We start from the raw sequence: 23,923 nt of genomic DNA on the forward strand, positions 1-23,923 counted from the left end.
GACCCTATACATCACGCGCTTGGGGCATAATCCGCCACTACTGGATTACAGCGAGCCAATCAGCTAAAAGATGCCCTTCTTTATGGATAGTTCATAAAGAGCCCGCAAGTGTGCGGTATTTACCCACACAACACCCGAACAACAATAGTCGCTCCCCACATTTTGGCCGAGCAGTGTCTACGTGACGCTGCGCAGTACGCCGAAAAAGGATATTCATGAAAAAGCTGTGTTTGCTGGGCCTTGTTGCCACTCTGGCCAGTCACTCCGTCGTTGCCGAGACCAAGCCCGCTGCGCTTAAGGACAAGGACGCGTTCGTCAGCGACCTGCTCGGGCAGATGACCCTGGATGAAAAGATCGGCCAATTGCGCCTGATCAGCATCGGCCCGGAAATGCCGCGCGAGATGATCCGCAAGGAAATCGCCGCCGGGCGCATTGGTGGCACGTTCAACTCCATCACCCGCCCGGAAAACCGTCCGATGCAGGACGCGGCCATGCGCAGCCGCTTGAAGATCCCGATGTTCTTCGCCTATGACGTGATCCACGGCCACCGCACCATTTTCCCGATCAGCCTGGCCCTGGCCTCGAGCTGGGACATGGACGCCATCGGCCGCTCCGGGCGCATTGCCGCTAAAGAAGCGGCGGCAGACAGCCTCGACATCACCTTCGCGCCGATGGTCGATATCTCCCGCGACGCCCGCTGGGGCCGCACCTCAGAAGGTTTCGGCGAAGACACCTACCTGGTGTCGCGCATCAGCGAAGTGATGGTCAAGGCCTTCCAGGGCCCGAGCCCGGCCCAGGCCGACAGCATCATGGCCAGCGTCAAGCACTTCGCCCTGTACGGCGCGGTGGAAGGCGGGCGCGACTACAACGTGGTCGACATGAGCCCGGTCAAGATGTACCAGGACTACCTGCCGCCCTACCACGCAGCGATCAAGGCCGGCGCCGGCGGCGTGATGGTGGCGTTGAACTCGATCAACGGCGTGCCCGCCACCGCCAACACCTGGCTGATGAACGACCTGCTGCGTAAAGAGTGGGGCTTCAAGGGCCTGACCGTGAGCGACCACGGTGCGATCTTCGAACTGATCAAGCACGGCGTCGCCAAGGACGGCCGCGAAGCAGCCAAGCTGGCGATCAAGGCCGGCATCGACATGAGCATGAACGACCAGCTCTACGGCAAGGAATTGCCAGGGCTGCTGAAATCCGGCGAGATCGAGCAAAAAGACATCGACAACGCCGTGCGTGAAGTGCTCGGTGCCAAGTACGACATGGGCCTGTTTGCCGACCCGTACCTGCGTATCGGCAAGGCCGAGGACGATCCGGCCGACACCTATGCCGAAAGCCGCCTGCACCGCAGCGAAGCCCGCGACGTTGCGCGGCGCAGCCTGGTGTTGCTGAAAAACCAGAACGACACCCTGCCCCTGAAGAAATCCGCGACCATCGCCCTGGTCGGCCCGCTGGCCAAGGCGCCCATCGACATGATGGGCAGTTGGGCCGCCGCCGGTAAACCTGCGCAATCGGTGACCCTGCTGGACGGCATGAACGCGGTGATCGGTGAACAGGGCAAAGTGATCTACGCCCGTGGCGCCAACATCACCAGCGACAAGGCGGTGGTGGACTACCTCAACTTCCTCAATTTCGATGCCCCGGAAGTGGTGGATGACCCGCGCTCGGCCCAGGTGCTGATCGACGAAGCGGTCAAGGCCGCGAAAAACGCCGATGTGGTGGTAGCCGCCGTGGGCGAGTCCCGTGGCATGTCCCACGAGTCATCGAGCCGTACCGACCTGAACATCCCGCAAAGCCAGCGCGACCTGATCACGGCCTTGAAAGCCACGGGCAAGCCGCTGGTCCTGGTGCTGATGAACGGCCGGCCGCTGTCGATCCTCGACGAGAGCCAGCAAGCCGACGCGATCCTGGAAACCTGGTTCGCCGGTACCGAAGGCGGCAATGCGATTGCCGACGTGCTGTTCGGTGACTACAACCCCTCGGGCAAGCTGCCGATCACCTTCCCACGCTCCGTGGGGCAGATTCCGACCTACTACAACCACCTGACCATTGGCCGGCCATTCACGCCGGGCAAACCGGGCAACTACACCTCGCAGTACTTCGATGACACCACAGGCCCGCTGTATCCGTTTGGTTATGGCCTGAGCTACACCCGCTTCAGCCTGTCGGACATGGCGCTGTCGTCCACCACCCTGAACAAGACCGGCAAGCTCGACGCCAGTGTCACCCTGAAAAACACCGGCAAGGTGGATGGCGAAACCGTGGTGCAGTTGTACATCCAGGACGTGGCCGGCTCGATGATCCGCCCGATCAAGGAGTTGAAGAACTTCCAGAAGATCCTGCTCAAGGCCGGCGAATCGAAGGTGGTGCACTTCAGCATTACCGAGGATGACTTGAAGTTCTACAACACCCAGCTCAAGTTCGCGGCCGAACCTGGCCAGTTCAATGTGCAGATCGGCCTGGACTCCCAGGACGTGCAGCAGCAGAGTTTCGAACTGCTGTGATTTGAAGCGGTATGTGGGAGCTGGCTTGCCTGCGATGGCAACACCTCGGTGGCACTGATAGACCGAGGTGCCGCCATCGCAGGCAAGCCAGCTCCTACATTGGATTGGCGGTGTGCTCCCTAACCTCTTCGATCCAGCAGGTTGACCACCAACCGATCAATCCAGCCCCACACCCGCTGTTTGACCCGCCGCCACAATGGCCGGGCCTTCCATGCCTCCAGGCTGACCGCCTGGCTCTGGGCAAAATCGCGCTCGAAGCTGCCCGCCACCGCCAGCGTCAACTCCGGATCCAAGGCTTCCAGGTTGGCCTCCAGGTTGAAGCGCAGGTTCCAGTGATCGAAATTGCACGAGCCGATGCTCACCCAATCGTCCACCAGCACCATCTTCAGGTGCAGGAAACAGGGCTGATATTCGAAGATCTGCACCCCGGACTTGAGCAGGCGCGGGTAATAACGGTGCCCGGCGTAGCGCACCGAAGGATGGTCGGTGCGCGGCCCGGTCAGCAGCAGGCGTACATCCACACCGCGCCCGGCCGCACGGCGCAGGGCCCGGCGTACACCCCAGGTGGGCAAGAAGTACGGCGTGGCCAGCCAGATACGGCGCTGGCCGCTGTTCAGGGCGCGGATCAGCGATTGCAAAATGTCCCGATGTTGGTCCGCGTCGGCATACGCCACCCGCCCCAGGCCCGGGCCGGTCGCCGGTACTTTGGGCAGGCGCGGCAAACCAAAATGCGTGGCCGGCTTCCAGGCACGGCGGTGGTCGTTGACCCGCCACTGGCGGTCGAACAGGGCTTGCCAGTCGAGCACCAGCGGGCCGCTGATTTGCACCATGACTTCATGCCACTCACAGGTGTCCTGCCCTGGCGTCCAGAACTCATCGGTGACCCCGGTGCCGCCCACCACGGCGATGCTCTGGTCGACCAGCAGCAGCTTGCGGTGGTCGCGGTAGAGGTTGCGCATCCAACGGCGCCAGCGCAGGCGGTTGTAGAAGCGCAGCTCCACGCCGGCATCGGTCAAGCGGCGCCGCAGGCCCAGGGTAAATGCCAGGCTGCCGTAGTCATCGAACAGGCAGCGCACCTGGACCCCACGCTCGGCCGCGTGCACCAGCGCCTTGACCATCTGCTCGGCACAGGCGCCCGCCTCCACCAGATACAGCTCAAGCTCCACCTGGCGTTCGGCGCGGGCGATCGCCACCAGCATCTGCGGGAAAAAGTTCGGGCCGTCGATCAGCAATTCGAAGCGGTTGGCGCTGCGCCAGGGGAACACCGCGCCGCTCATGTCAGCGCGCCGTGAAAATCAGCACCGTACCCACCGGCACCGACAGGCTGATCGCGTCCAGCCCGGCAGCCTTGCGCAAAGTCTCTACGCCAGAGAGCAAGTCAAAATCCTTGGCGTGCAACACCAGCGGCTCCAGGGTCACCACCTGGAAACGCCGGTCATCCAGGCGTGTCGCCAGCAGTTCGGCGTTGTAGGTCTGGGTCTTGCCATGCAGCGTGACCGACAGCGGCAGGCGCAACTCCAACTGCGCGCCGGTGGCCAGGTCGTTGATAGGTTGCAGGTTGATTTGTGCGTTGATCAGCGCATCGGGGTGGGTCTTGATCTGGAACAGGTCGTTGCGCATGCGCTCGTCGCGCAGCGGGATGCCGCTGTTGATCGACTCCAGCTCGACTTCCAACTGTGCCGCGCCTTTGTCGTCGACCTTGCCGTGCAGCACCAGGAAGCGCTGGACTTCAGACAGGTCAGTGTTTTTGGTGGTGACGAACGACAGCCTTGAGGATTCGTTATCCAGGTACCAGGCGGCCTGCACAGGCACGGCGGCAGCGGCCAGCAGCAAGAGCGCCAGGGGCTTGAGGATGGATGTGTTGAACATTGAACACTCGCACGGAGAAAAACCTGCCCGAACATTAACTGGCCGGCTTGCCGCACGCAATCTAACGGCCCCGGCAATTTAAATGTGGGAGCGGGCTTGCCCGCGATAGCAGAGGGTCAGTTAATAGATAGTTGACTGACCCACCGCTATCGCGGGCAAGCCCGCTCCCACACAAGCCCGATCCGGCGTCAGGCCAATGCGTGCTGCACGCCTTGCACGGTCGCCTCCAGGCTAGCCAGATGCAGACTCAACACCCGTTCCACCGGCGCCTGGTGCATCGGCCAATGCAACGCCATGCTCCCCACCAGCCGCCCATTGGCCCGCACCGGCAGCGCCACCGCGCGGATCAGGAACGGCAAGCGCACCGGATACTCCCAGTACCCTTCGGTACGCTGGCCAAACCCCTGATGCTGGGATTGCTCGCACGCACGGTACTGATCGTCGGCCGGCACATGCTCGCGGCTGGCCAGGCGCTGGACTTCATCCGCCGCCAACTCGGCCAGGCACGCCTTGCCCATGGCCGAATGGAACAGGCTGGCATGCTGGCCGACGATCTGGCAGTTGTTGGGGTAGAGCTTGCGCAGCACCGTGGGGATCGCGCTTTCCATGACTTCCAGGCGCTCGCCGTCGAAATTCGACAAGTCCGCCACCAACCCGGTGCGCTCGCTGAGTTCCAGCAGCCACGGCGCCGCACACTCCACCAGGCGGCGCTTGAAACGTTGCTGGGTATCGCCGAACAAACGCTGGGCGCTGATGCGATAACGCCGGTCGCTCAGGCCACGGTAGATCCAGCCCTGCTCCTGCAAGGTCAGCAACATCCGCGACACCGTGGCCTTGGGCAGGCGCGTCAGGTAATGCAGCTCCTCAAGCCCCAGGGCCTGGTGCTCGCCGAGCAACTCAATGATGGCCAGTGCCCGCTCCACTGAACGCACAGTCCCCGTGTCGGCGTTGCTGCCCATGGCTGATCTCCCGGTTGCTGATGGATGATCGAATTTCACAGCAAGATACAGGCCGCCCTCCCCTCAGGCGTTCGCCCTCAAGCATTGCGGAGGGCGGCGCTGGACCCAATGCGTCAGTTGCTCATGGGCGTAGGCCAGTTGCAGTACGGCGCGATCCGCCTGGGCCGGGCCGATGATTTGCAGGCCCATGGGCAAGCCTTGGAGGTTGAAGCCCACCGGCACACTCATGCTCGGCAGGCCGGCCAATGTCGGGCCGATCACTACCTCCATCCAGCGGTGATAGGTGTCCATGGTTCGCCCTCCAACGACGCGCGGCCAGTGCTGTTGTGCATCGAAAGGGAACACTTGGGCACTGGGCAACAGCAGAAAATCGTAACGCTCGAACAACTTGGCCAGGGCGCGGTACCACTCGCTGCGCGCCAACGAGGCCTGATACACATCCGCTGCGCTCAGCTGCAGGCCGCCCTCCACTTCCCACTGTGCTTCCAGCTTGAGCAACCCACGTTTTTGCGGGTCGGCATACGCAGCCCCCAGCGCGCCCTGCACCAGCCAATGACGATGCACCAGCCAGGTGTGCCACAGGCGCTCCATGGAAAAGTCCGGCTGGCAGCCTTCTACTTCGCAGCCCAACGCACTGAAATCGCCGAGGGCTGATTCACACAGGCCAAGCACGCCATCGTCCATCGGCAGATAGCCGTTGTAATCCCCCAGCCACCCCAGGCGCGCGCCCTTGAAGTCGCGGGCCAGCGGCGCGCCGAATACGCTCGGATCGTCCTTGAGCGACAACGGCACCCGCGCATCGAAGCCCGCCTGGATGCTCAACAACCGCGCCACATCCGCCACGCTGCGGCCCATCGGGCCTTCGGTGGCCAACTGCTGGACAAACAGCTCCGGCGCCGGCCCATGGGGCACGCGGCCCTGGGACGGGCGCAGACCAAACACGTTATTGAACGCCGCCGGGTTGCGCAGCGAGCCCATCATGTCGCTGCCGTCGGCCACCGGCAGCATGCGCAACGCCAAGGCTACCGCCGCCCCGCCGCTGCTGCCGCCGGCCACCAAGGCGGGGTCGTAGGCATTGCCGGTGGTGCCGAACACGCTGTTGTAGGTCTGCGAGCCCAGGCCGAATTCGGGCACATTGCTCTTGCCGATGATAATCGCGCCACTGGCCCGCACCCGCGCCACGGCGATGGCGTCTTCAGCGGGCACCTGTTCGGCGAACAGTGGCGAGCCCATGGTCGTGCGCAAACCCTTGGTTGCCGCCAGATCCTTGATCGCCTGGGGCATGCCATGCATCCAGCCACGGTAGCGGCCCTGGTCCAGCTCTCGGTCACAGGCCCGGGCCTCGGCCAGCACGTGCTCTTCGTCGCGCAACGACACCAGGGCATTGACCGACGGGTTGAAACGCGCAATCTGCGCCAGATAAGCCTGCATCACGTCGTGACACGACACCTGCCGAGCGTGGATCGCCTGGGACAACGCAATTGCATCGAGCTCAACAATGTTCAAGGTTTCACTCCCTTGGTAAAGCGCGCCGGTGCTGCGGCCCTCGGCGCCTCATGCATGCAGTAAGTGCCCAGCAGCGTCAGGACGCAAGCGAACAGCACATAAAACGCCGGGGCCACCGGGGTGCCCAGCTCTTTGCTTAGCCAGGTGACGATCAGCGGAGCAAAGCCACCAAACACCATCACCGCCACGTTGTACGCCACTGACACCCCGGTGGAGCGCACCTCGATGGGAAACTGCTCGGCCAGGGCCGTCGGCGCCGGGCCGAAGAAGCCGCCAATGGCGATGCACAACATCACTTGCATCACCAGCAACCGCTCAATGGACGGCGCCGCCGCGACCCACACGTACAGCGGGTAAACCATCACGAAAAACGCCAGGGTGAAGCCCATCAACACCGGCCGCCGCCCCAGGCGATCGGACAGCAGGCCAGACAGCGGAATCACCACGGTCATCAGCGCCACGGCGAACATCTGCACCATCAATACCTGGTCCAGGGGCAGGCCCAGGTTCTTGTGGGCGAAGGTCGGCATATTCACCAGCACCACGTAGAAGGACACCGTCGCACCACAGGCCAGGCCCATGCTCACCAGGATGCTGCGCCGATGCTCACGCAGCACCGTCATCAGGCTCGGCGCCGGGCCGGTGGCCTGTTTGCGCGCCTCGATAAATTCCTCCGGGTCTTCCATATGCCGGCGAATCCACAAGCCCACCGGGCCGATCAGCAGGCCGAACACAAACGGCAGGCGCCAGCCCCACAAGTCGAGGGTTTCTGGAGTAAAAAAGTGCGTGACCAACGCGACCATCGCCGCGCCGCCAAACACCGCCAGGCACTGCCCGACCAATTGCCAGGAGCCGTACAGGCCCTTGCGATGGGCCGGCGCGCTTTCCACCAGGAATGCCGTGGCGCTGGCATATTCACCGCCCGTGGCAAAGCCCTGGAGCATGCGCGCCACCACGATCAACAGCGGCGCGCCCATGCCAATGGCGGCGTAGTTGGGGGCAAATACGATCAGCGCGATAGACACGGTCATCAAGCGGATAATCAGTTGCATGGCGGCCTTGCGGCCTTTGCGGTCGGCGTACATGCCCAGCAGGATGCCGCCCACCGGGCGCATAAAGAAACCCACGCCGAAGGTGGCCAGGGCCATCAACAGCGAGGCGTATTCGTCGTCCGAGGGGAAGAACTGCCGGGCGATGATGCTGGCCAGAAAGCCGTAGACGATAAAGTCGTACCACTCCAGCGCGTTGCCGACCACCGCCGCTACCACTTGCCGGGTGCGGGACACGCCTTTTATTGAAGTCTGCATGAGAACACTCCATTCAACCTGTTGAGCAAAAGGTCCAGCGGCAGGAAAAAGGCAGGGGGTTCAGGCCGGTTTGAGCCAGCTCTCGGCCAAGGCACCCCAGTAGGCGGCACCGGTCAGCAGGATCTCGTCGTTGAAGTCATAGGCAGGGTTGTGGACCATCGGCCGCGACACGCCGTTGCCGATAAACAGGTAGCTGCCGGGGCAGCGCTGGAGCATCCAGGCGAAGTCTTCGCTGCCCATCAGCTTGGGTGTATTGGCGTCGACCGCCGCTTCACCGAGCAAGGCAATGCCGACCTGGCGGGCGAACTCGGTTTCGTCGGCATGGTTGACCAGCACCGGATAGGCCGGGCGATGTTCGATCTGCGCGGTACAGCCAAAGCTCTCGGCCTGGGTCTGGATGATCGCCTTGACCCGCTCCAGCATCTGCTCGCGCACCGGTGCATTGAGGGCGCGCAGGCTCAGGCGCAATACGGCCTGCTGGGGGATCACGTTGGCCGCTTGCCCCGCTTGCAGGGCGCCGACCGTGACCACCGCCGCTTCCTGGGCATTGATGTTGCGCGCCACTACCGTCTGCAAGGCCATGACCGTACTGGCGGCGGCGACCAGCGGATCGATGGTCAGGTGCGGCATGGAGCCGTGGCCGCCGACACCTTCGAGGGTCACGGTGAGCAGGTCCTGGGAAGCCATCATCGGCCCGGTCCGCAGGCCCAGGTGGCCGGCAGGCAAGCCGGGCATGTTGTGCATGCCGAACAGCGCGTCGCAGGGGAAGCGCTCCAGCAAGCCATCGGCGAGCATCGCTTCGGCGCCGCCCTGGCCTTCTTCGGCCGGCTGGAAAATCAGGTTGAGGGTGCCGTCGAACTGACGCGTCGCCGCCAGGTAGCGCGCGGCGCCCAGCAGCATGGTGGTGTGACCGTCGTGACCGCAGGCATGCATGCAGCCGGCGTGTTGGCTGCTGTAGGCGACGCCGGTGTTTTCGATGATCGGCAAGGCGTCCATGTCGGCCCGAATCCCCAGGGTGCGCGAGCTGCTGCCATTGCGCAGCACGCCGACCACGCCGGTCTGGCCGATGCCGGTATGCACTTCATAACCCCAGTTTTTCAGGGATTGGGCGACCAAGGCCGAGGTGCGGTTTTCTTCAAACCCCAGTTCGGGGTGGGCGTGGATATCCTGGCGCACGGCGTGCAGGTCGCTGGCGACATCGCTCAGCCAATCCAGGATGTGCTGGTGTGGGCTCATGGTGACTCTCCTCGCAGGCGGGTATTCCCGTTCTTTTTTGTGGCACCGCCACAGATAACCGCGATGGGCGTGCGAGGACAATCAAAGGTGGTTCCACCCTGTGGAACCTCAGGGCAGCAGGCGACAGCCCTGGCGCTCGCCCAGCCATTGGGCGCTGTGGCTGCGGCCCAGGCCACTGGCGGTGACCAGGCGCGTATCCGGGTGATCGGCAAAGGCGCTGGTGGGGATGTATTGCTTCACATAGCCCAGGCAATAGTCAGCCGGGTTGCCCGCCACATACCGGCACGAGCAGTACTCCTTGGCGGTGTAGGCGGCAATGATGTCGGGGAAGGCTTGCAGGTTGACGCGCTCGTGCCAGGTCCAACCCAGCACCGCGAGCAACAACAGGAGAAACAGGCTGATAAACGGCCGACGACGGATCATGGCTGCACCGCCGCAAGCACGCGCTTGAGCAGTTCATTGTGGCGATAGCTGCCATCGCGGTCATCGCCATAGCGCACGATCACCAACCTTGCCTGGGGCAACACATACAACGCCTGGCCCCAGTGGCCCAGGGCCGCGAAGGTATCGTCGGGCGCATCCGGCCAGGGCCGGGCAGCGCCCTGCACTTGACGGTTGAGCCACCAGTGGCCGCCGGGCACCGCTTCGTCCTGGCCCGCGATGTACTGCGCCAGGGGCTGGCGATTGAAGTCGACCCACGCCTTGGGCAGCAATTGCCGCTCGCCCCAGCGCCCGTCCCGCGCCATCAACAAGCCAATGCGCGCCAGATCGCGGGCAGTCATATAGGCATAGGACGAGGCGACAAAGGTTTCATTGGCGTCACTTTCCCAGGTGGCGCTGCCAATTCCCAAGGGCGTGAACAGCGCGGTCCACGGATAATCGACATACGCCTTATGGCCAAGCATGCCCTTGAGGGCGGCGGACGCCAGATTGCTGTCGCCGCTGGAGTAGCGAAACGCCTGGCCCGCTGCAGCGAAGGTAGGAGTGTCGGCGGCAAACTCCGCCATATCGGCATGGCCACGGGTATAGAGCATGGCCACCACCGAGGATTTCAGCGGCGCGTATTCGTAGTCTTCCTGCCAGTCCAGGCCCGAGGTCCAGTTCAGTAGGTGCGCCAGGGTGATGCTCGGGTGTTGCTTCATCGGCGGATAGAAACGCGCGACCGGGTCGCTGAGCTTGAAGCGGTTTTCGCCGTAGGCAACGCCCAATACCGTGGCCATCAGGCTTTTGCTGATGGACCAGGTCAGGTGCGGCGTGCTGGCGGTAGTGGGCGCGGCGTAGCGTTCATAAATGACTTCGCCGTCACGGATCACCAGCAACGCGTCGGTGCGGATGCCTTGGCGGGTGAGGTCATTGCGGGCCGGGAAGGCATAGTCCTCCAGGGCCTTCACGGCGGGGCCGGTCAATTGCGCGCCCTGGGCCCAATCCTTCGCCGGCCAGGCCTGGGCGTGTGCGGTAGCGGTGAACAGCAGCATGGCGACGCACAGCAGGCCTTTGACCATGGACAAGCACTCGGGGGCATTCAAACCCGCGAGCCTAATGCAGATAAATGACGGTTTGGCGACAAGGCCATCGGTTTGCCGCGCCGCATAAACCCAAGCAGCTAAAGCTGTCGTGGCGAGCGGGCTCGCCACATAAGCTCAAGGGGATGGGTTCAGGGCTTTTTCCAGGCGCTTGGCCCGGGCGCTGGCGGCAAGGTCCAGCACGGCTTGGTCGCGCTGCCACATGGCGGCCCACGCCCCTTCACTCATCGCTTGATTGACCTGCGGCTTCAGCGCCTCGAACTGCGCAAACAGTCCCCCCAACAACACATGCCCTGCCGCCGAGGCCGTGGGCTGGCGAATGACTTCGGCGCAGCCGGCCAGCAACGCCAATAACTGCAAACGCAGGGCCTGGGGCCAATCACACTCCTGGCCGATGCCATGCAGCCAGGCGGTCATCGCGCTCAAGACATAGGTGTCTTCCAGCGTGCGGAAGGGTTTGACGTAGTCGTCCCAGCCATCCCCTGGCAAACGCTCGCAGGCGGCATGGTCGAGGTGGATGCGCCCGTGGCTGATATCGGGCATCAACGGGATCGCGGGCAAGGGCTCGACGCGTACGCCGGGTTCGCCGGCCAGCACTACTGCCAGGCTCAGGCGCGGTTTTTCATCGGCGGCCTCGCAACGCGCGGCGATCAATAGCCAGTCGGCGGCATCGCCGGCGGTGACGAAGTCCTTGCGCCCGCTCAGACGCAAGTCGTCCAGGCGCGTTTGCATGTCCACTGGGCGCAGGCTGCGCTGTTCGGTCGCACACAAGGCGCCCAGGCTGTGGGGCGCGCTGGGCCATAACGCGCGCAAAGCTGCTTGATAACCCACCAGAAACGCCAGGCCGGGCGTGGCCATCAGGCGCGCACCCTGGGTTGCCAATTCGAAGGGCGTCACCTGCCCCAGGCGTTGCAATAAAACGCTGTAGCCCTCGGCCAGGTTGGCGTGGACGGGCAGTCGGTCGGGTCGATCGAGCAAAGCGTGCCAGGGCATGGAGGGCTCCTTGGGGGCTGTCATCTAAGCGTCACCGTAGATTCATGGAGATGACACCGGGGGTACATAGCCTGACTTTGCACAACAAAGTCGACTGGCCGCAACCCTGGCCGGCACCTGGAGACTCGCCATGACTCAGATCGCCCGCATCAGTGACACCGGCAATGAACGCCGTCTGCAAGCCGAACGCCTGATCGGCGCCCAGGCTTTGCAGGAAGCCCAGGCCCTGCGTTTCACCGTTTTCAGCGGCGAGTTCAATGCCAAGCTGAAAGGCGCGGAGCTGGGCCTGGACATGGATGACTATGATGTTCACTGCAGCCACATTGGCGTACGGGACTTGAACACCGGGCGACTGGTTGCCACTACCCGGCTGCTGGATCACCAGGCGGCCAGCACCTTGGGCCGGTTCTACAGCGAAGAAGAATTCAGCCTCCACGGCCTGTTGCATCTGCAAGGGCCGATCCTGGAGATCGGTCGTACCTGCGTCGACCCGGCCTACCGCAACGGCGGCACCATCGCGGTGCTGTGGGGCGAACTGGCCGAAGTGCTCAACCAGGGCGGCTACAGCTACCTGATGGGCTGCGCCAGCATCCCGATGCACGACGGTGGCATCCAGGCCCACGCAATCATGCAGCGCCTGCGCGAACGCTATCTGTGCAACGAACACCTGCGCGCCGAACCGAAAAAACCGCTGCCGAGCCTGGACCTGCCGTCCAACGTCATCGCCGAAATGCCGCCGCTGCTCAAGGCCTACATGCGCCTGGGCGCGAAGATCTGCGGTGAGCCATGCTGGGACGAGGATTTCCAGGTGGCTGACGTGTTCATCCTGCTCAAGCGCGACGAGTTGTGCCCGCGTTATGCCCGCCACTTCAAGGCGGCCATGTGATGGGGCGCCTGCGGGTCTACGGGCGGATCGCCCGCGTGCTGCTGGTGGTAAGCCTGGGCTTGAGCATGGCCGGGGTGTTTGGTCTGTTCGAGCGCCTGGGGGTTGCCAACTCTATGGTGCGGCGCCAGCGCTGGTCGCGGTTTTTCATGGCGCGCTTGAGCAATGCCCTGCCCTTTCGCGTGAGCGTGCATGGCGAAATGCCGCAACAGCCGATGCTGTGGGTCAGCAACCATGTGTCCTGGACCGACATCCCGCTGCTGGGCATGGTGACGCCGCTGTCGTTCCTATCCAAGGCCGAGGTGCGTACCTGGCCGGTGGCCGGTTGGCTGGCGGCCAAGGCCGGCAGTCTGTTTATCCGCCGTGGCTCGGGTGACAGCCAATTGATCCGCAAGCAGATGACCCGTCATCTGCAGCAAAAACACCCGCTGCTGATGTTCCCTGAAGGCACCACCACCGATGGCCGCAGCCTGCGCACCTTCCATGGCCGGCTACTGGCCAGTGCGATTGATGCCGATGTAGCGCTGCAACCGGTGGCTATCCGGTATTTGCGCGATGGGCAGATTGATCCGCTCGCACCGTTTATTGGTGATGATGATTTGCTCTCGCACCTGATGCGCCTGTTTGGCAATGATCAGGGCGACGTTGAGATTCATCTGCTCAAGCCGATTGCCTGCGCCGGCCAGGAGCGTGCAGCGCTGGCGTATCAGGCGCAGCAGGCGGTGCACAAGGCGTTGTTCGGCGAGGTGGTCCTGCCAGCCGAACCAAGACATATAGGCACACTGGCCGCTGCCTGAGCCTCCCTGTAGGAGCGAGCTTGGCTCCTACATAGAGGTGGTGTGTTGGGCGGAAAATACCTGCAGTTGGGGATAGAACACCCGGAAGTCCTCGCTCAACGGCTCATACAACAGCCGCAGTTCCTGCATCGCCTGCCCCAGTTCCTGGGGTTGGCTCAAGCGCCGGGAAATCCCCCGCAGCACTTGCTCCATTACCGCGAACTCGCGGTAGGAGCCCAGCCAGTCATCAGCCGCCATATACGGCGCAATCTGCGCCAGGCGCCCCGGTAACTGCGGCTCTGCCGCCAGCACCTGGTACACCTGGGAGGTAAAGCGCTCCAGCGGCTGGTCGGCATACTGGGCCCAATCCCGCGCCAGGCAATGGTCGAAGAACACGTCGAGGACGATCCCCGCATAGCGCCGCCGGGTCAGGGTGAAGCGTGACAATGCCTGCCCGACCAGTGGATGGCTGTCGGTAAAGCGGTCGATCGAGCGATGCAGTTGGATGGCTGCCTCGATTTGCGGGCTGTACTGGCCCTGTAGGCGGCCTTTGACGAAATCGCCATAGAGGCTACCCAGCAGTTGTGCAGGAAGTTGGCCGCCCAGGTGCAGATGTGCGAGATAATTCATGGCGCGCAGTTTAGCACTGCCATCAACGTATCGTTATAACCCGATATACAGATTTATCTGGTAACAAGATCAAAATCGTATTGGTATATCGGAATATAGCGATTTAAAGTTCGCCTCATCGCGATATAACGTTTTACCAATACCGAGCCCTGCCATGTCCATTGACCTCGACGAAATAATAAAAGCCCTGGCACACCCAGTACGGCGAGACATTCTCAACTGGCTGAAAGACCCGAAAGTGCAGTTCCCCGAGCAAGTGCACAACCACGAGTACGGCATCTGCGCCGGCCAGATCGACCAGCGCTGCGGCCTGTCGCAATCCACCGTGTCGGCGCACCTGGCCACCCTGCAACGCGCAGGCTTGATCAGCAGCCAGAAAGCCGGGCAATGGCACTTTTTCCGCCGCAATGAAGACGTGATCCAAGCGTTTATCCAAGCCATCACCGAAGAACTCAGCCCCCCGCTGTAAAGGACCCCTCGATGCCTCTCTCGCTACTCATACTGGCCCTAAGCGCCTTCGCCATCGGCACCACCGAATTCGTCATCATGGGCCTGTTGCCCGATGTGGCGGCCGACCTCGGTGTGTCGATTCCAGGCGCCGGCTGGCTGGTGACCGGCTACGCCCTGGGCGTGGCCATCGGTGCCCCGTTCATGGCACTGGCCACCGCCAAGCTGCCGCGCAAGGCAGCCCTGGTAGCGCTGATGGGCATTTTCATCATCGGCAACCTGCTCTGTGCCCTGGCCAGTGACTACAACGTGCTGATGTTTGCCCGTGTGGTGACTGCCCTGTGCCACGGCGCGTTCTTCGGGATCGGCTCGGTAGTGGCCGCCAACCTGGTACCGGCCAACAAGCGCGCGTCGGCGGTGGCCCTGATGTTTACCGGCCTGACCCTGGCCAACGTACTCGGCGTGCCCCTGGGCACCGCGCTGGGCCAGGAAGCTGGCTGGCGCTCGACCTTCTGGGCCGTGACGGTGATTGGCGTCATTGCGCTGATCGGCCTGATCCGCTTCCTGCCGGCCAAGCGTGATGAAGAAAAACTCGACATGCGCGCCGAACTGGCGGCCCTCAAGGGTGCCGGCATCTGGTTGTCGTTGAGCATGACTGCGCTGTTTGCCGCGTCGATGTTCACCCTCTTCACCTACGTCGCGCCGCTGCTGGGGGATGTAACCGGTATCTCACCCAAAGGCGTGACCTGGACCCTGCTGCTGATCGGCCTGGGCCTGACCGTGGGCAATATCATTGGCGGCAAGCTGGCGGACAAGCGCCTGGCAGCCACCCTGATCGGCGTGTTTATCAGCATGGCCGTGGTGTCCACCGCCTTGACCTGGACCAGCGTCGCCATTATTCCCACCGAAATCACCCTGTTCCTCTGGGCCACCGCGTCGTTTGCCGCCGTGCCGGCGCTGCAGATCAACGTGGTGACGTTCGGCAAGGCCGCGCCCAACCTGGTCTCGACCCTCAATATCGGCGCTTTCAACATCGGCAACGCGCTGGGCGCCTGGGTTGGCGGCAGCGTGATTGCCCACGGTTTCGGCCTGACCAGCGTGCCATTGGCAGCTGCGGCCCTGGCGATCCTGGCGCTGGTGGTCACGCTGATCACGTTCCGCCAGAGCGGCGATGCCGACCTGGCGCCGGCCACTAATTAATCACTTGGAACAGACGAGCGTTTGCGATGACGACTATTTTCGATCCGATCAAACTGGGCGATGTGCAACTGTCCAACCGCATCATCATGGCGCCACTGACCCGCTGCCGTGCCGATGCCGGCCGCGTACCCAATGCGCTGATGGCTGAATACTATGTGCAGCGGGCCTCCGCCGGGCTGATCCTCAGCGAAGCCACCTCGGTGACGCCGATGGGCGTGGGTTATCCGGACACCCCGGGCATCTGGTCCAACGACCAGGTGCGCGGCTGGACCAACATCACCAAGGCCGTGCATGGCGCAGGCGGCAAGATTTTCCTGCAGCTGTGGCATGTAGGGCGTATCTCGCACCCGTCCTACCTGGACGGCGAAGCCCCGGTGGCACCGAGCGCCATCCAGCCGGCAGGCCATGTCAGCCTGGTGCGCCCACTGGCGGACTACCCGACCCCACGCGCCCTGGAAACCGCAGAAATCGCGGATATCGTCGACGCCTACCGCGCGGGTGCCGAAAACGCCAAGGCTGCCGGTTTTGATGGGGTGGAAGTGCACGGCGCCAACGGTTACCTGCTCGACCAGTTCCTGCAAAGCAGTACCAACCAGCGCACTGACGAGTACGGCGGGTCCCTGGAAAACCGTGCACGATTGTTGCTGGAAGTGACCGATGCAGTGATCGAAGTCTGGGGCGCCGGCCGCGTGGGCATGCATTTGTCGCCGCGGGGCGATCTCCACGACATGGGCGATGACAACCTGGCAGAAACCTTCACTTACGTCGCCCGTGAACTGGGCAAGCGTGGCATCGCCTTTATCTGCGCCCGGGAAAAGGAAGCCGGTGACAGCCTGGGCCCACAACTGAAGGCCGCGTTCGGTGGCCCGTACATCGTCAACGAGCGCTTCACCAAGGACAGCGCCAACACCTGGCTGGCTTCGGGCAAGGCGGATGCGGTGGCCTTTGGCGTACCGTTTATCGCCAACCCGGACCTGCCGGCGCGCCTCCAGGCCGATGCACCGCTGAATGAAGCGAACCCACAGACCTTCTACGCCAAGGGCCCGGTCGGTTACATCGACTACCCGACCCTGCCACTGTAGGAGCGAGCTTGCTCGCGAAAAACCTGAGAACGCTGCAATAAACCAGATGCACTGCGTTATCGTTTACGTTCTTCGCGAGCACGCTCGCTCCTACACAAAAGCAGAAACGCAAAAGCCCCGGTTCGTGAGAGCCGGGGCTTTTTATGTGAGCCATCCGTTGTAGGAAACACTCCTTCACAGCAATGCAACAATATCGCTACAAAATACTTAGCCGGCTACCTTTCAACCCGGCGCCAGCGCGTATATAAAGTCACCCCACAAATAAGTCGGAAGGACGATTGACCGTCCTTGGGCTTTACTGTTGACACAAACGAACGTAATTACGCATTTTGTATCAATTGCGCAGGCCGGGGCTCAGGCGCAGCATGTCCAGCCCTATATCCACCAGACGCTCGGCCTGCTGATACAGCTCGAAGCTGTCAGGCACCAGTAGCCACTGGCCAATAAGCCCATTGATATAAGCGTGAATGCACACCGCCCCGCGAGCGGTGTCGAGGTTTTCCGGGAGTTGCCCGCGGTGGACTGCATTGCGCAGCGTCAGGCCGATGCGCAGGTTGCACTCAAGGCTGTGGGTCTGGCGCTGACGGCGCATGTCGCACATTTCATCGGTAAATTCGCACTTATGGAACAGGATCTCATTTATGCGCCGAGTCTTCGGGTCCAGGGCCACCTGATGAAAAAGATGGATCAGCAGCTTGCGCATGCAGCCCAGCGGATCTACCTCATCCTCGCTTTCACTGGCCCTGGCCAATTCGTCCAGCGGTTCGTGCAGCGTGTCGAGCAGTGCCTGCAACAGGTCCGACTTGTTGCTGAAGTGCCAATAGATCGCGCCCCGCGTCACCCCTGCCCTGGCCGCGATATCTGCCAACGTAGTGCGCGCAACGCCGCGCTCATAAAAGGCTTGCTCGGCGGCTTCAAGTATTTGGCTACGCGTTTCCTGAGCTTCCTCTTTGGTACGACGAACCATGGCAGTAACACCTCAATCAGGACACGAGCGGTGGTTGATAACCACCTTCTGAATAATTATGGGACGACACCTTCATGGGCGCCGAACGTAATAGAATCGAGGCTTTCAGCGCTGCCTTGTAAGGAATCCGCGAAGCCTGTCAAGAGTTTACAAACAACCATGAACGTAAGTATATTGCCTAGCAAGCTACTTATCTACTCAATGCCTGTTTTTTACCCTTCCACACTTCTTGTGCGCATCAAGCGCGCCTGACCCGAGGATCTTCATGCAACTTAAGCCAGCTGTTACCGCTCTGGTCACTGCCGTCGCCCTGGCATCGCTGCTCAGCGGATGTAAAAAGGAAGAAGCGGCGCCGCCCGCTCAAACCCCTCAGGTCGGCGTGGTCACCATTCAACCTCAAGCCTATACCCTGACCTCCGAATTGCCGGGGCGCACCACTGCGTTCCGCATCGCGGAAGTGCGCCCGCAGGTCAACGGCATCATTCTCAAGCGCCTGTTCAAGGAAGGCGGCGACGTCAAGGAAGGCCAGCAGCTCTATCAGATCGATCCGTCGGTCTATGAGGCCACCCTGAAAAGCGCCCAGGCCAACCTGCAGCAGACCAAGTCGATTGCGGACCGCTACAAGCAACTGGTCAACGAGCAGGCCGTCAGCCGCCAGGAATACGACACCGCCGTGTCCAACCGCATGACCTCGGAAGCCAACCTGCAGAGCGCCCAGATCAACGTGCGCTACACCAAGGTATTCGCCCCGATTTCCGGACGTATCGGCCGCTCCTCGGTCACTGAAGGCGCACTGGTCAGCAATGGCCAGGCCGATGCCATGGCCGTGATCCAGCAGTTGGACCCGATCTACGTCGACGTCACGCAATCGTCCACCGAGATGCTGAAACTGCGTCGCGACCTGGAAAGCGGCCAACTGCAAAAAGCCGGTGAAAACGCGGCCATGGTCAAGCTGACCCTGGAAGACGGCAGCGAATACAGCCAGCAAGGCCGCCTGGAGTTCTCCGAAGTGTCGGTCGACCAGACCACCGGTTCGGTAACCCTGCGCGCCGTGTTCCCCAACCCTGACCACACCCTGCTGCCGGGCATGTTTGTCCACGCGCAATTGCAGGCCGGTGTGAACAGCAAGGCGATCCTCGCCCCTCAACAGGGCGTGACCCGCGACATCAAGGGTATCCCGACGGCGCTGGTGGTGACTGCCGACAACAAGGTTGAACAGCGCGTGCTGGTGGCCAACCGTACCGCTGGTGCCTACTGGCTGGTGGAAAAAGGCCTGAATGCCGGTGACCGTGTGATCACCGAAGGCTTGCAGTTCATCAAGCCGGGCATCACGGTTGAAGCGAAGGAAGCCACCAACGCCAAGCCCGCCGGTACTGCTCCTGCCGCCGCTGGCAAAGGGGAGTAATACATGTCGAAATTTTTTATCGACCGTCCCATTTTTGCCTGGGTAATAGCCCTGGTAATCATGCTGGTCGGGGCACTGTCGATCCTGAAGTTGCCCATCAACCAATACCCGGCCATCGCGCCAACCGCCATTGATATCCAGGTGACCTACCCAGGCGCGTCCGCACAAACCGTGCAGGACACCGTGGTGCAGGTGATCGAGCAACAGCTCAACGGTATCGACAACCTGCGTTATGTGGCCTCGGACAGTAACTCCGACGGCAGCATGACCATCACCGCGACGTTCAACCAGGGGACCAACCCCGACATCGCCCAGGTCCAGGTGCAGAACAAGCTCAACCTGGCGACCCCATTGCTGCCGCAAGAAGTGCAGCAGCAAGGGATCCGCGTAACCAAGTCGGTGAAGAACTTCCTGATGGTGATCGGCCTGGTGTCCGAAGACGGCACCATGACCAAGGATGACCTGTCCAACTACATCGTTTCCAACATCCAGGACCCGATTTCGCGGACGTCTGGCGTCGGTGACTTCCAGGTCTTCGGTTCCCAGTACGCCATGCGTATCTGGCTGGACCCGGCCAAGTTGAACAACTTCCAGATGACCCCGGTGGATGTCAGCGCCGCCGTGCAGGCCCAGAACGTACAGGTGGCCACCGGCCAACTGGGCGGCCTGCCTGCTCTGCCCGGCACTCAGTTGAACGCCACCATCATCGGCAAGACCCGTCTGCAAAGCGCCGAGCAGTTTGAAAAGATCCTGCTGCGCGTGAACAGCGATGGCTCCCAAGTGCGTCTGGGCGATGTCGCCCGGGTCGAGCTGGGTGGTCAGAACTACAGCATCAGCGCCCAGTTCAACGGCAAGCCGGCTTCCGGCATGGCGATCAAACTGGCCTCGGGCGCCAACGCCCTGGACACCGCCAAGGCCATCCGCGCCACGGTCGCGTCCCTGGAGCCGTTCTTCCCGCCTGGCATGAAAGCCGTGGTTCCCTATGACACCACCCCCGTGGTGACCGAATCGATTTCCGGGGTAGTCGATACCCTGGTCGAGGCGATCATCCTGGTGTTCCTGGTGATGTACCTGTTCCTGCAGAACTTCCGCGCCACCATCATCACCACCATGACGGTACCGGTGGTATTGCTGGGTACATTCGGCATCCTCGCGGCCTTCGGCTTCACCATCAACACCTTGACCATGTTCGGCATGATCCTGGCCATCGGCTTGCTGGTGGACGATGCGATCGTGGTGGTGGAAAACGTCGAGCGGGTGATGGCCGAGGAACACCTGTCGCCCAAGGAGGCGACGGTCAAGTCCATGAGCCAGATCCAGGGCGCCCTGGTGGGTATTGCCCTGGTACTGTCGGCGGTACTGCTGCCGATGGCATTCTTTGGCGGCTCCACGGGTGTGATCTATAAACAGTTCTCCATCACCATTGTGTCGGCGATGGCCCTGTCGGTGCTGGTTGCACTGATCTTCACCCCGGCCTTGTGCGCCACCATGCTCAAGCCGATCGACCCCGAGAAACACGGGCAACCCAAGCGTGGTTTCTTCGGCTGGTTCAACCGCACCTTCGACCGTGGCGTACTGAGCTACGAGCGTGGCGTGGGCAACATGATCAAGCACAAGGCGCCTTCGTTCCTGGTGTACCTGATCATCTTCGCTGGCATGATCTGGCTGTTCACCCGTATTCCGAGCGCGTTCCTGCCCGAGGAAGACCAGGGTGTGATCTTCGCCCAGGTGCAGACGCCGGTCGGTTCTTCCGCCGAGCGTACGCAAACCGTGATCGACGACATGCGTGCCTACCTGCTCAACGACAAGGAAGGCGAGCCAGGTGAAGGTTCGGCCGTGAAGTCGGTGTTTACCGTCAACGGCTTCAACTTTGCCGGTCGTGGCCAAAGCTCGGGCCTGGCGTTTGTGATGCTCAAGCCATGGGACGAGCGGGATGCCTCGATGTCGGTATTCGAGGTGGCCAAGCGGGCCCAGGGTTACTTCTCCCAGACCTTCAAGGACGCCATGGTGTTCGCCATCGTGCCGCCTTCGGTACTGGAGCTGGGTAACGCAACGGGTTTCGACGTGTTCCTGCAGGATCAGGGCGGTGTTGGTCATGATGCCTTGATGAACGCCCGTAACCAGTTCCTCGGCATGGCGGCCCAAAGCAAGATTCTTGCTGGCGTGCGTCCAAACGGTGTGAACGATGAGCCGCAGTATGAGTTGACCATCGACGACGAGAAGGCCAGCGCCCAGGGCATCAGCCTGTCGAGCATCAACCAGACCCTGGCGATTGCCCTGGGTGGCAGCTACATCAACGACTTCATCGACCGTGGTCGAGTGAAGAAGGTCTATATCCAGGGCGATGCCGCTGGCCGGATGTCCCCGGAAGACCTGAACAAATGGTACGTACGCGCCGACGACGGGAAAATGGTGCCGTTATCAGCCATTGCCTCTGGCAACTGGATCTTCGGTTCGCCGAAACTGTCGCGGTACAACGGCGTAGCGGCAATGGAAGTCCTCGGGACCCCGGCGCCGGGCTACAGCACCGGTGACGCGATGGCAGAAGTCGAGCGTATCGCCAAGCAACTGCCAGCGGGTGTGGGCTATGCCTGGACCGGCCTGTCCTATGAAGAACGCTTGTCCGGCTCCCAGGCGCCTGCGCTGTACGCCCTGTCGTTGCTGGTCGTGTTCCTCTGCCTGGCAGCGCTGTACGAAAGCTGGTCGATCCCGATTGCGGTGGTGCTGGTTGTGCCGCTGGGTGTAATCGGTGCACTGATGGCTACCAGCCTGCGGGGACTGTCCAACGACGTGTTCTTCCAGGTGGGGTTGTTGGTGACCGTGGGCCTGGCCTCGAAGAACGCCATCCTGATCGTGGAGTTCGCCAAGGAGCTGCATGAACAGGGCAAGGGCATCGTCGAGGCGGCCATCGAAGCGTCCCGCATGCGTCTGCGTCCGATCATCATGACGTCCATGGCGTTCGTCCTCGGTGTACTGCCGCTGGCGATCTCCTCGGGCGCAGGTTCGGGCAGCCAACACGCAATCGGTACCGGGGTAATTGGCGGTATGATCACCGCTACCGTCCTGGCGATCTTCTGGGTGCCACTGTTCTTCGTGACCGTGTCCGCCATTGGCAGCCGGAAAAAAACTGACAAGTCCGATACACCGCAAACTCCTAAAGAGGCTGGCTAATGCGCAAGTCGCTACTTTCCCTGGCAGTCACGGCATTTGTGCTCAGTGGCTGCTCGCTGATCCCTGACTATCAGCAGCCTGAAGCGCCGGTTGCCGCCCAATTCCCGCAGGGGCCGGCGTATTCGTCGGCCCAGGCGCCGAGCCAGGCCGCGGCCGAACAGGGCTGGAAGCAGTTTTTCCACGACCCTGCCCTGCAACAGTTGATCCAGGTTGCACTGGTCAACAACCGTGACCTGCGCGTCGCCGCGCTGAACATCGACGCCTTTGCCGCGCAGTACCGCATCCAGCGTGCGGACCTGTTCCCGGCCGTCGGCGCCAATGGCAGCGGCAGCCGCCAGCGCGTTCCGGCACGGGCCTCGCAAACCGGCGAATCGAACATCACCAGCTCCTACTCGGCGACCCTCGGGATCAACGCCTACGAGCTGGACCTGTTCGGCCGGGTGCGCAGCCTGAGCGAAGAAGCGTTGCAGAAATACTTCGCCACTGAAGAAGCGCGCCGCAGCACGCAGATCAGCCTGGTGGCCAGCGTGGCCAATGCCTACCTGACCTGGCAAGCGGACAAGGAACTGCTCAAGCTGACCCAGGACACCCTGGCCGCCTACGAGCAGAGCTTCAAGCTCACCTCGCGCAGCAACGAAGTCGGCGTAGCCTCGGCCCTGGACTTGAGCCAGGCGCGCACCTCGGTTGAAAGCGCCCGTGTGCAACTGGCCCGCTACACCCGCCAGGTGGCCCAGGACGAAAACAACCTGACCCTGCTGCTGGGCACCGGCCTGCCGGCGAATCTCGTGACTCAGCCGCTGTCCGACGACCTGTTGAGCGAAGTACCGGCTGGCCTGCCTTCAGACCTGCTGCAACGTCGTCCCGACATCCTGCAGGCCGAGCACAACCTCAGGGCTGCCAACGCCAATATCGGCGCGGCACGGGCTGCGTTCTTCCCGAGCATCAGCCTGACCGCCAATGCCGGTACGTTGAGCCCGGACCTCGGCGGCCTGTTCAAGGGCGGCTCGGGTACCTGGTCGTTCGCGCCACAGATCAACATCCCGATCTTCAACGCCGGTAGCCTGCGCGCAAGCCTGGACTACTCGAAGATCCAGAAAGAGATCAACGTCGCGACCTACGAGAAGTCGATCCAGACCGCGTTCCAGGAAGTCTCCGACGGCCTGGCGGCACGTGCGACCTACAACCAACAGTTGCAGGCCCAGCGTGATTTCGTCTCGGCGAACCAGGACTACTACCGTCTGGCAGAGCGTCGCTACCGCATTGGTGTCGACAGCAACCTGACCTTCCTCGACGCCCAACGCCAGCTGTTCGCTGCCCAGCAAACGCTGATCACCGACCGCCTGGCCCAACTGACCAGCGAAGTGACCTTGTACAAGGCCCTCGGTGGCGGTTGGAATGAACAGACAGCGAAGAATGAGCCAGTGAAAGAAGAAGCGCCGAAACTCAAGTTGTTCTGAGCGGC

General features: G+C 62.4%; 20 protein-coding genes. 9 read left to right on the forward strand and 11 right to left on the reverse strand.

Features of this window, described 5'->3' with window-relative positions:
- Positions 1-215 precede the first annotated feature (215 nt).
- Positions 216-2,507: a beta-glucosidase BglX gene (gene bglX / locus HKK57_RS03245; protein WP_029297015.1), complete on the forward strand. Its 2,292-nt coding sequence runs from the start codon at positions 216-218 to the stop codon at positions 2,505-2,507.
- A gap of 119 nt (positions 2,508-2,626) precedes the next feature.
- Here bglX and HKK57_RS03250 read toward each other — a convergent pair whose 3' ends face one another.
- From HKK57_RS03250 to HKK57_RS03290, 9 genes are all read right to left on the reverse strand, one after another.
- Positions 2,627-3,784, reverse strand: a complete 1,158-nt coding sequence (locus HKK57_RS03250) for a phospholipase D-like domain-containing protein (protein ID WP_169389775.1) — start codon at positions 3,782-3,784, stop codon at positions 2,627-2,629.
- Between the two features lies 1 nt (position 3,785).
- Positions 3,786-4,376, reverse strand: a complete 591-nt coding sequence (locus tag HKK57_RS03255; protein WP_169389776.1) for a YceI family protein — start codon at positions 4,374-4,376, stop codon at positions 3,786-3,788.
- 188 nt (positions 4,377-4,564) lie between these two features.
- Entirely contained in the window at positions 4,565-5,335 is a 771-nt protein-coding gene (locus tag HKK57_RS03260; protein WP_029297019.1) for an IclR family transcriptional regulator, read from the reverse strand.
- 63 nt (positions 5,336-5,398) lie between these two features.
- Positions 5,399-6,841 carry an amidase gene (locus tag HKK57_RS03265; RefSeq protein ID WP_169389777.1) on the reverse strand — a complete coding sequence of 481 codons (1,443 nt, stop codon included), beginning with the start codon at positions 6,839-6,841 and terminating at the stop codon, positions 5,399-5,401.
- Positions 6,838-8,148, reverse strand: coding sequence for a citrate-proton symporter (locus tag HKK57_RS03270; RefSeq protein ID WP_029297023.1), 1,311 nt, complete (start codon positions 8,146-8,148; stop codon positions 6,838-6,840). The genes HKK57_RS03265 and HKK57_RS03270 overlap by 4 nt, the downstream gene beginning before the upstream one ends.
- A gap of 60 nt (positions 8,149-8,208) precedes the next feature.
- Positions 8,209-9,384 carry a M20 aminoacylase family protein gene (locus HKK57_RS03275; RefSeq protein WP_029297025.1) on the reverse strand — a complete coding sequence of 392 codons (1,176 nt, stop codon included), beginning with the start codon at positions 9,382-9,384 and terminating at the stop codon, positions 8,209-8,211.
- 108 nt (positions 9,385-9,492) lie between these two features.
- On the reverse strand, positions 9,493-9,807 hold the full coding sequence (locus tag HKK57_RS03280; RefSeq protein WP_029297027.1) for a hypothetical protein: 315 nt from the start codon (positions 9,805-9,807) through the stop codon (positions 9,493-9,495).
- Complete coding sequence (locus tag HKK57_RS03285) at positions 9,804-10,886, reverse strand: serine hydrolase domain-containing protein (protein ID WP_169389778.1); 1,083 nt, start codon at positions 10,884-10,886, stop codon at positions 9,804-9,806. The genes HKK57_RS03280 and HKK57_RS03285 overlap by 4 nt, the downstream gene beginning before the upstream one ends.
- A gap of 138 nt (positions 10,887-11,024) precedes the next feature.
- Complete coding sequence (locus tag HKK57_RS03290; RefSeq protein ID WP_169389779.1) at positions 11,025-11,900, reverse strand: acyl-CoA dehydrogenase family protein; 876 nt, start codon at positions 11,898-11,900, stop codon at positions 11,025-11,027.
- Positions 11,901-12,030: 130 nt separating this feature from the next.
- On the opposite strand from HKK57_RS03290, the gene olsB reads away from it, so the two are divergent.
- Entirely contained in the window at positions 12,031-12,786 is a 756-nt protein-coding gene (gene olsB / locus HKK57_RS03295; RefSeq protein ID WP_029297033.1) for an L-ornithine N(alpha)-acyltransferase, read from the forward strand.
- On the forward strand, positions 12,786-13,580 hold the full coding sequence (locus HKK57_RS03300; protein ID WP_029297035.1) for a lysophospholipid acyltransferase family protein: 795 nt from the start codon (positions 12,786-12,788) through the stop codon (positions 13,578-13,580). Before olsB ends, HKK57_RS03300 begins: the two co-directional genes overlap by 1 nt.
- Before the next feature lie 27 nt (positions 13,581-13,607).
- Here the strand turns inward: HKK57_RS03300 and HKK57_RS03305 are convergent, their stop codons facing one another.
- Entirely contained in the window at positions 13,608-14,189 is a 582-nt protein-coding gene (locus HKK57_RS03305; RefSeq protein WP_169389780.1) for an acyl carrier protein phosphodiesterase, read from the reverse strand.
- Positions 14,190-14,343: 154 nt separating this feature from the next.
- On the opposite strand from HKK57_RS03305, the gene HKK57_RS03310 reads away from it, so the two are divergent.
- Genes HKK57_RS03310 through HKK57_RS03320 form a run of 3 tightly spaced genes read left to right on the forward strand, consistent with a single transcriptional unit; the run spans position 14,344 to position 16,918 of the window.
- Complete coding sequence (locus tag HKK57_RS03310; RefSeq protein ID WP_029297039.1) at positions 14,344-14,658, forward strand: ArsR/SmtB family transcription factor; 315 nt, start codon at positions 14,344-14,346, stop codon at positions 14,656-14,658.
- An 11-nt stretch (positions 14,659-14,669) separates the two neighbouring features.
- Positions 14,670-15,836: an MFS transporter gene (locus HKK57_RS03315; RefSeq protein WP_032858023.1), complete on the forward strand. Its 1,167-nt coding sequence runs from the start codon at positions 14,670-14,672 to the stop codon at positions 15,834-15,836.
- 26 nt (positions 15,837-15,862) lie between these two features.
- The gene (locus HKK57_RS03320) at positions 15,863-16,918 is read left to right on the forward strand and encodes an alkene reductase (RefSeq protein ID WP_092234132.1); all 1,056 of its coding nucleotides are present in this window, start codon (positions 15,863-15,865) and stop codon (positions 16,916-16,918) included.
- Positions 16,919-17,252: 334 nt separating this feature from the next.
- Here the strand turns inward: HKK57_RS03320 and HKK57_RS03325 are convergent, their stop codons facing one another.
- On the reverse strand, positions 17,253-17,885 hold the full coding sequence (locus HKK57_RS03325; RefSeq protein ID WP_029297045.1) for a TetR family transcriptional regulator: 633 nt from the start codon (positions 17,883-17,885) through the stop codon (positions 17,253-17,255).
- Positions 17,886-18,150: 265 nt separating this feature from the next.
- Between HKK57_RS03325 and HKK57_RS03330 the strand changes: the two genes are divergently transcribed.
- The 3 genes from HKK57_RS03330 to adeC are packed head-to-tail and all read left to right on the forward strand — an operon-like array spanning position 18,151 to position 23,918.
- Entirely contained in the window at positions 18,151-19,290 is a 1,140-nt protein-coding gene (locus tag HKK57_RS03330; RefSeq protein ID WP_029297047.1) for an efflux RND transporter periplasmic adaptor subunit, read from the forward strand.
- Between the two features lie 3 nt (positions 19,291-19,293).
- A complete protein-coding gene (locus HKK57_RS03335) occupies positions 19,294-22,461 on the forward strand; it encodes an efflux RND transporter permease subunit (RefSeq protein WP_029297050.1) in 3,168 nt (1,055 codons plus the stop codon).
- Positions 22,461-23,918, forward strand: a complete 1,458-nt coding sequence (gene adeC, locus HKK57_RS03340) for an AdeC/AdeK/OprM family multidrug efflux complex outer membrane factor (RefSeq protein ID WP_169389781.1) — start codon at positions 22,461-22,463, stop codon at positions 23,916-23,918. The genes HKK57_RS03335 and adeC overlap by 1 nt, the downstream gene beginning before the upstream one ends.
- The last annotated feature ends 5 nt before the right edge of the window (positions 23,919-23,923 follow it).

Source organism: Pseudomonas sp. ADAK21 (assembly GCF_012935735.1).
Lineage (GTDB): Bacteria > Pseudomonadota > Gammaproteobacteria > Pseudomonadales > Pseudomonadaceae > Aquipseudomonas > Aquipseudomonas proteolytica.

Bases quoted from the DNA above. Each gene is read 5' to 3' on its own strand.
- HKK57_RS03335 (WP_029297050.1), top strand. From the start codon at position 19,294: ATGTCGAAATTTTTTATCGACCGTCCCATTTTTGCCTGGGTAATAGCC.
- HKK57_RS03315 (WP_032858023.1), top strand. From the start codon at position 14,670: ATGCCTCTCTCGCTACTCATACTGGCCCTAAGCGCCTTCGCCATCGGC.
- bglX (WP_029297015.1), top strand. From the start codon at position 216: ATGAAAAAGCTGTGTTTGCTGGGCCTTGTTGCCACTCTGGCCAGTCAC.
- HKK57_RS03280 (WP_029297027.1), bottom strand. From the start codon at position 9,807: ATGATCCGTCGTCGGCCGTTTATCAGCCTGTTTCTCCTGTTGTTGCTC.
- olsB (WP_029297033.1), top strand. From the start codon at position 12,031: ATGACTCAGATCGCCCGCATCAGTGACACCGGCAATGAACGCCGTCTG.
- HKK57_RS03270 (WP_029297023.1), bottom strand. From the start codon at position 8,148: ATGCAGACTTCAATAAAAGGCGTGTCCCGCACCCGGCAAGTGGTAGCG.
- HKK57_RS03305 (WP_169389780.1), bottom strand. From the start codon at position 14,189: ATGAATTATCTCGCACATCTGCACCTGGGCGGCCAACTTCCTGCACAA.
- HKK57_RS03325 (WP_029297045.1), bottom strand. From the start codon at position 17,885: ATGGTTCGTCGTACCAAAGAGGAAGCTCAGGAAACGCGTAGCCAAATA.
- HKK57_RS03260 (WP_029297019.1), bottom strand. From the start codon at position 5,335: ATGGGCAGCAACGCCGACACGGGGACTGTGCGTTCAGTGGAGCGGGCA.
- HKK57_RS03330 (WP_029297047.1), top strand. From the start codon at position 18,151: ATGCAACTTAAGCCAGCTGTTACCGCTCTGGTCACTGCCGTCGCCCTG.
- HKK57_RS03310 (WP_029297039.1), top strand. From the start codon at position 14,344: ATGTCCATTGACCTCGACGAAATAATAAAAGCCCTGGCACACCCAGTA.
- HKK57_RS03300 (WP_029297035.1), top strand. From the start codon at position 12,786: ATGGGGCGCCTGCGGGTCTACGGGCGGATCGCCCGCGTGCTGCTGGTG.
- HKK57_RS03275 (WP_029297025.1), bottom strand. From the start codon at position 9,384: ATGAGCCCACACCAGCACATCCTGGATTGGCTGAGCGATGTCGCCAGC.
- HKK57_RS03285 (WP_169389778.1), bottom strand. From the start codon at position 10,886: ATGGTCAAAGGCCTGCTGTGCGTCGCCATGCTGCTGTTCACCGCTACC.
- HKK57_RS03250 (WP_169389775.1), bottom strand. From the start codon at position 3,784: ATGAGCGGCGCGGTGTTCCCCTGGCGCAGCGCCAACCGCTTCGAATTG.
- adeC (WP_169389781.1), top strand. From the start codon at position 22,461: ATGCGCAAGTCGCTACTTTCCCTGGCAGTCACGGCATTTGTGCTCAGT.
- HKK57_RS03290 (WP_169389779.1), bottom strand. From the start codon at position 11,900: ATGCCCTGGCACGCTTTGCTCGATCGACCCGACCGACTGCCCGTCCAC.
- HKK57_RS03320 (WP_092234132.1), top strand. From the start codon at position 15,863: ATGACGACTATTTTCGATCCGATCAAACTGGGCGATGTGCAACTGTCC.
- HKK57_RS03255 (WP_169389776.1), bottom strand. From the start codon at position 4,376: ATGTTCAACACATCCATCCTCAAGCCCCTGGCGCTCTTGCTGCTGGCC.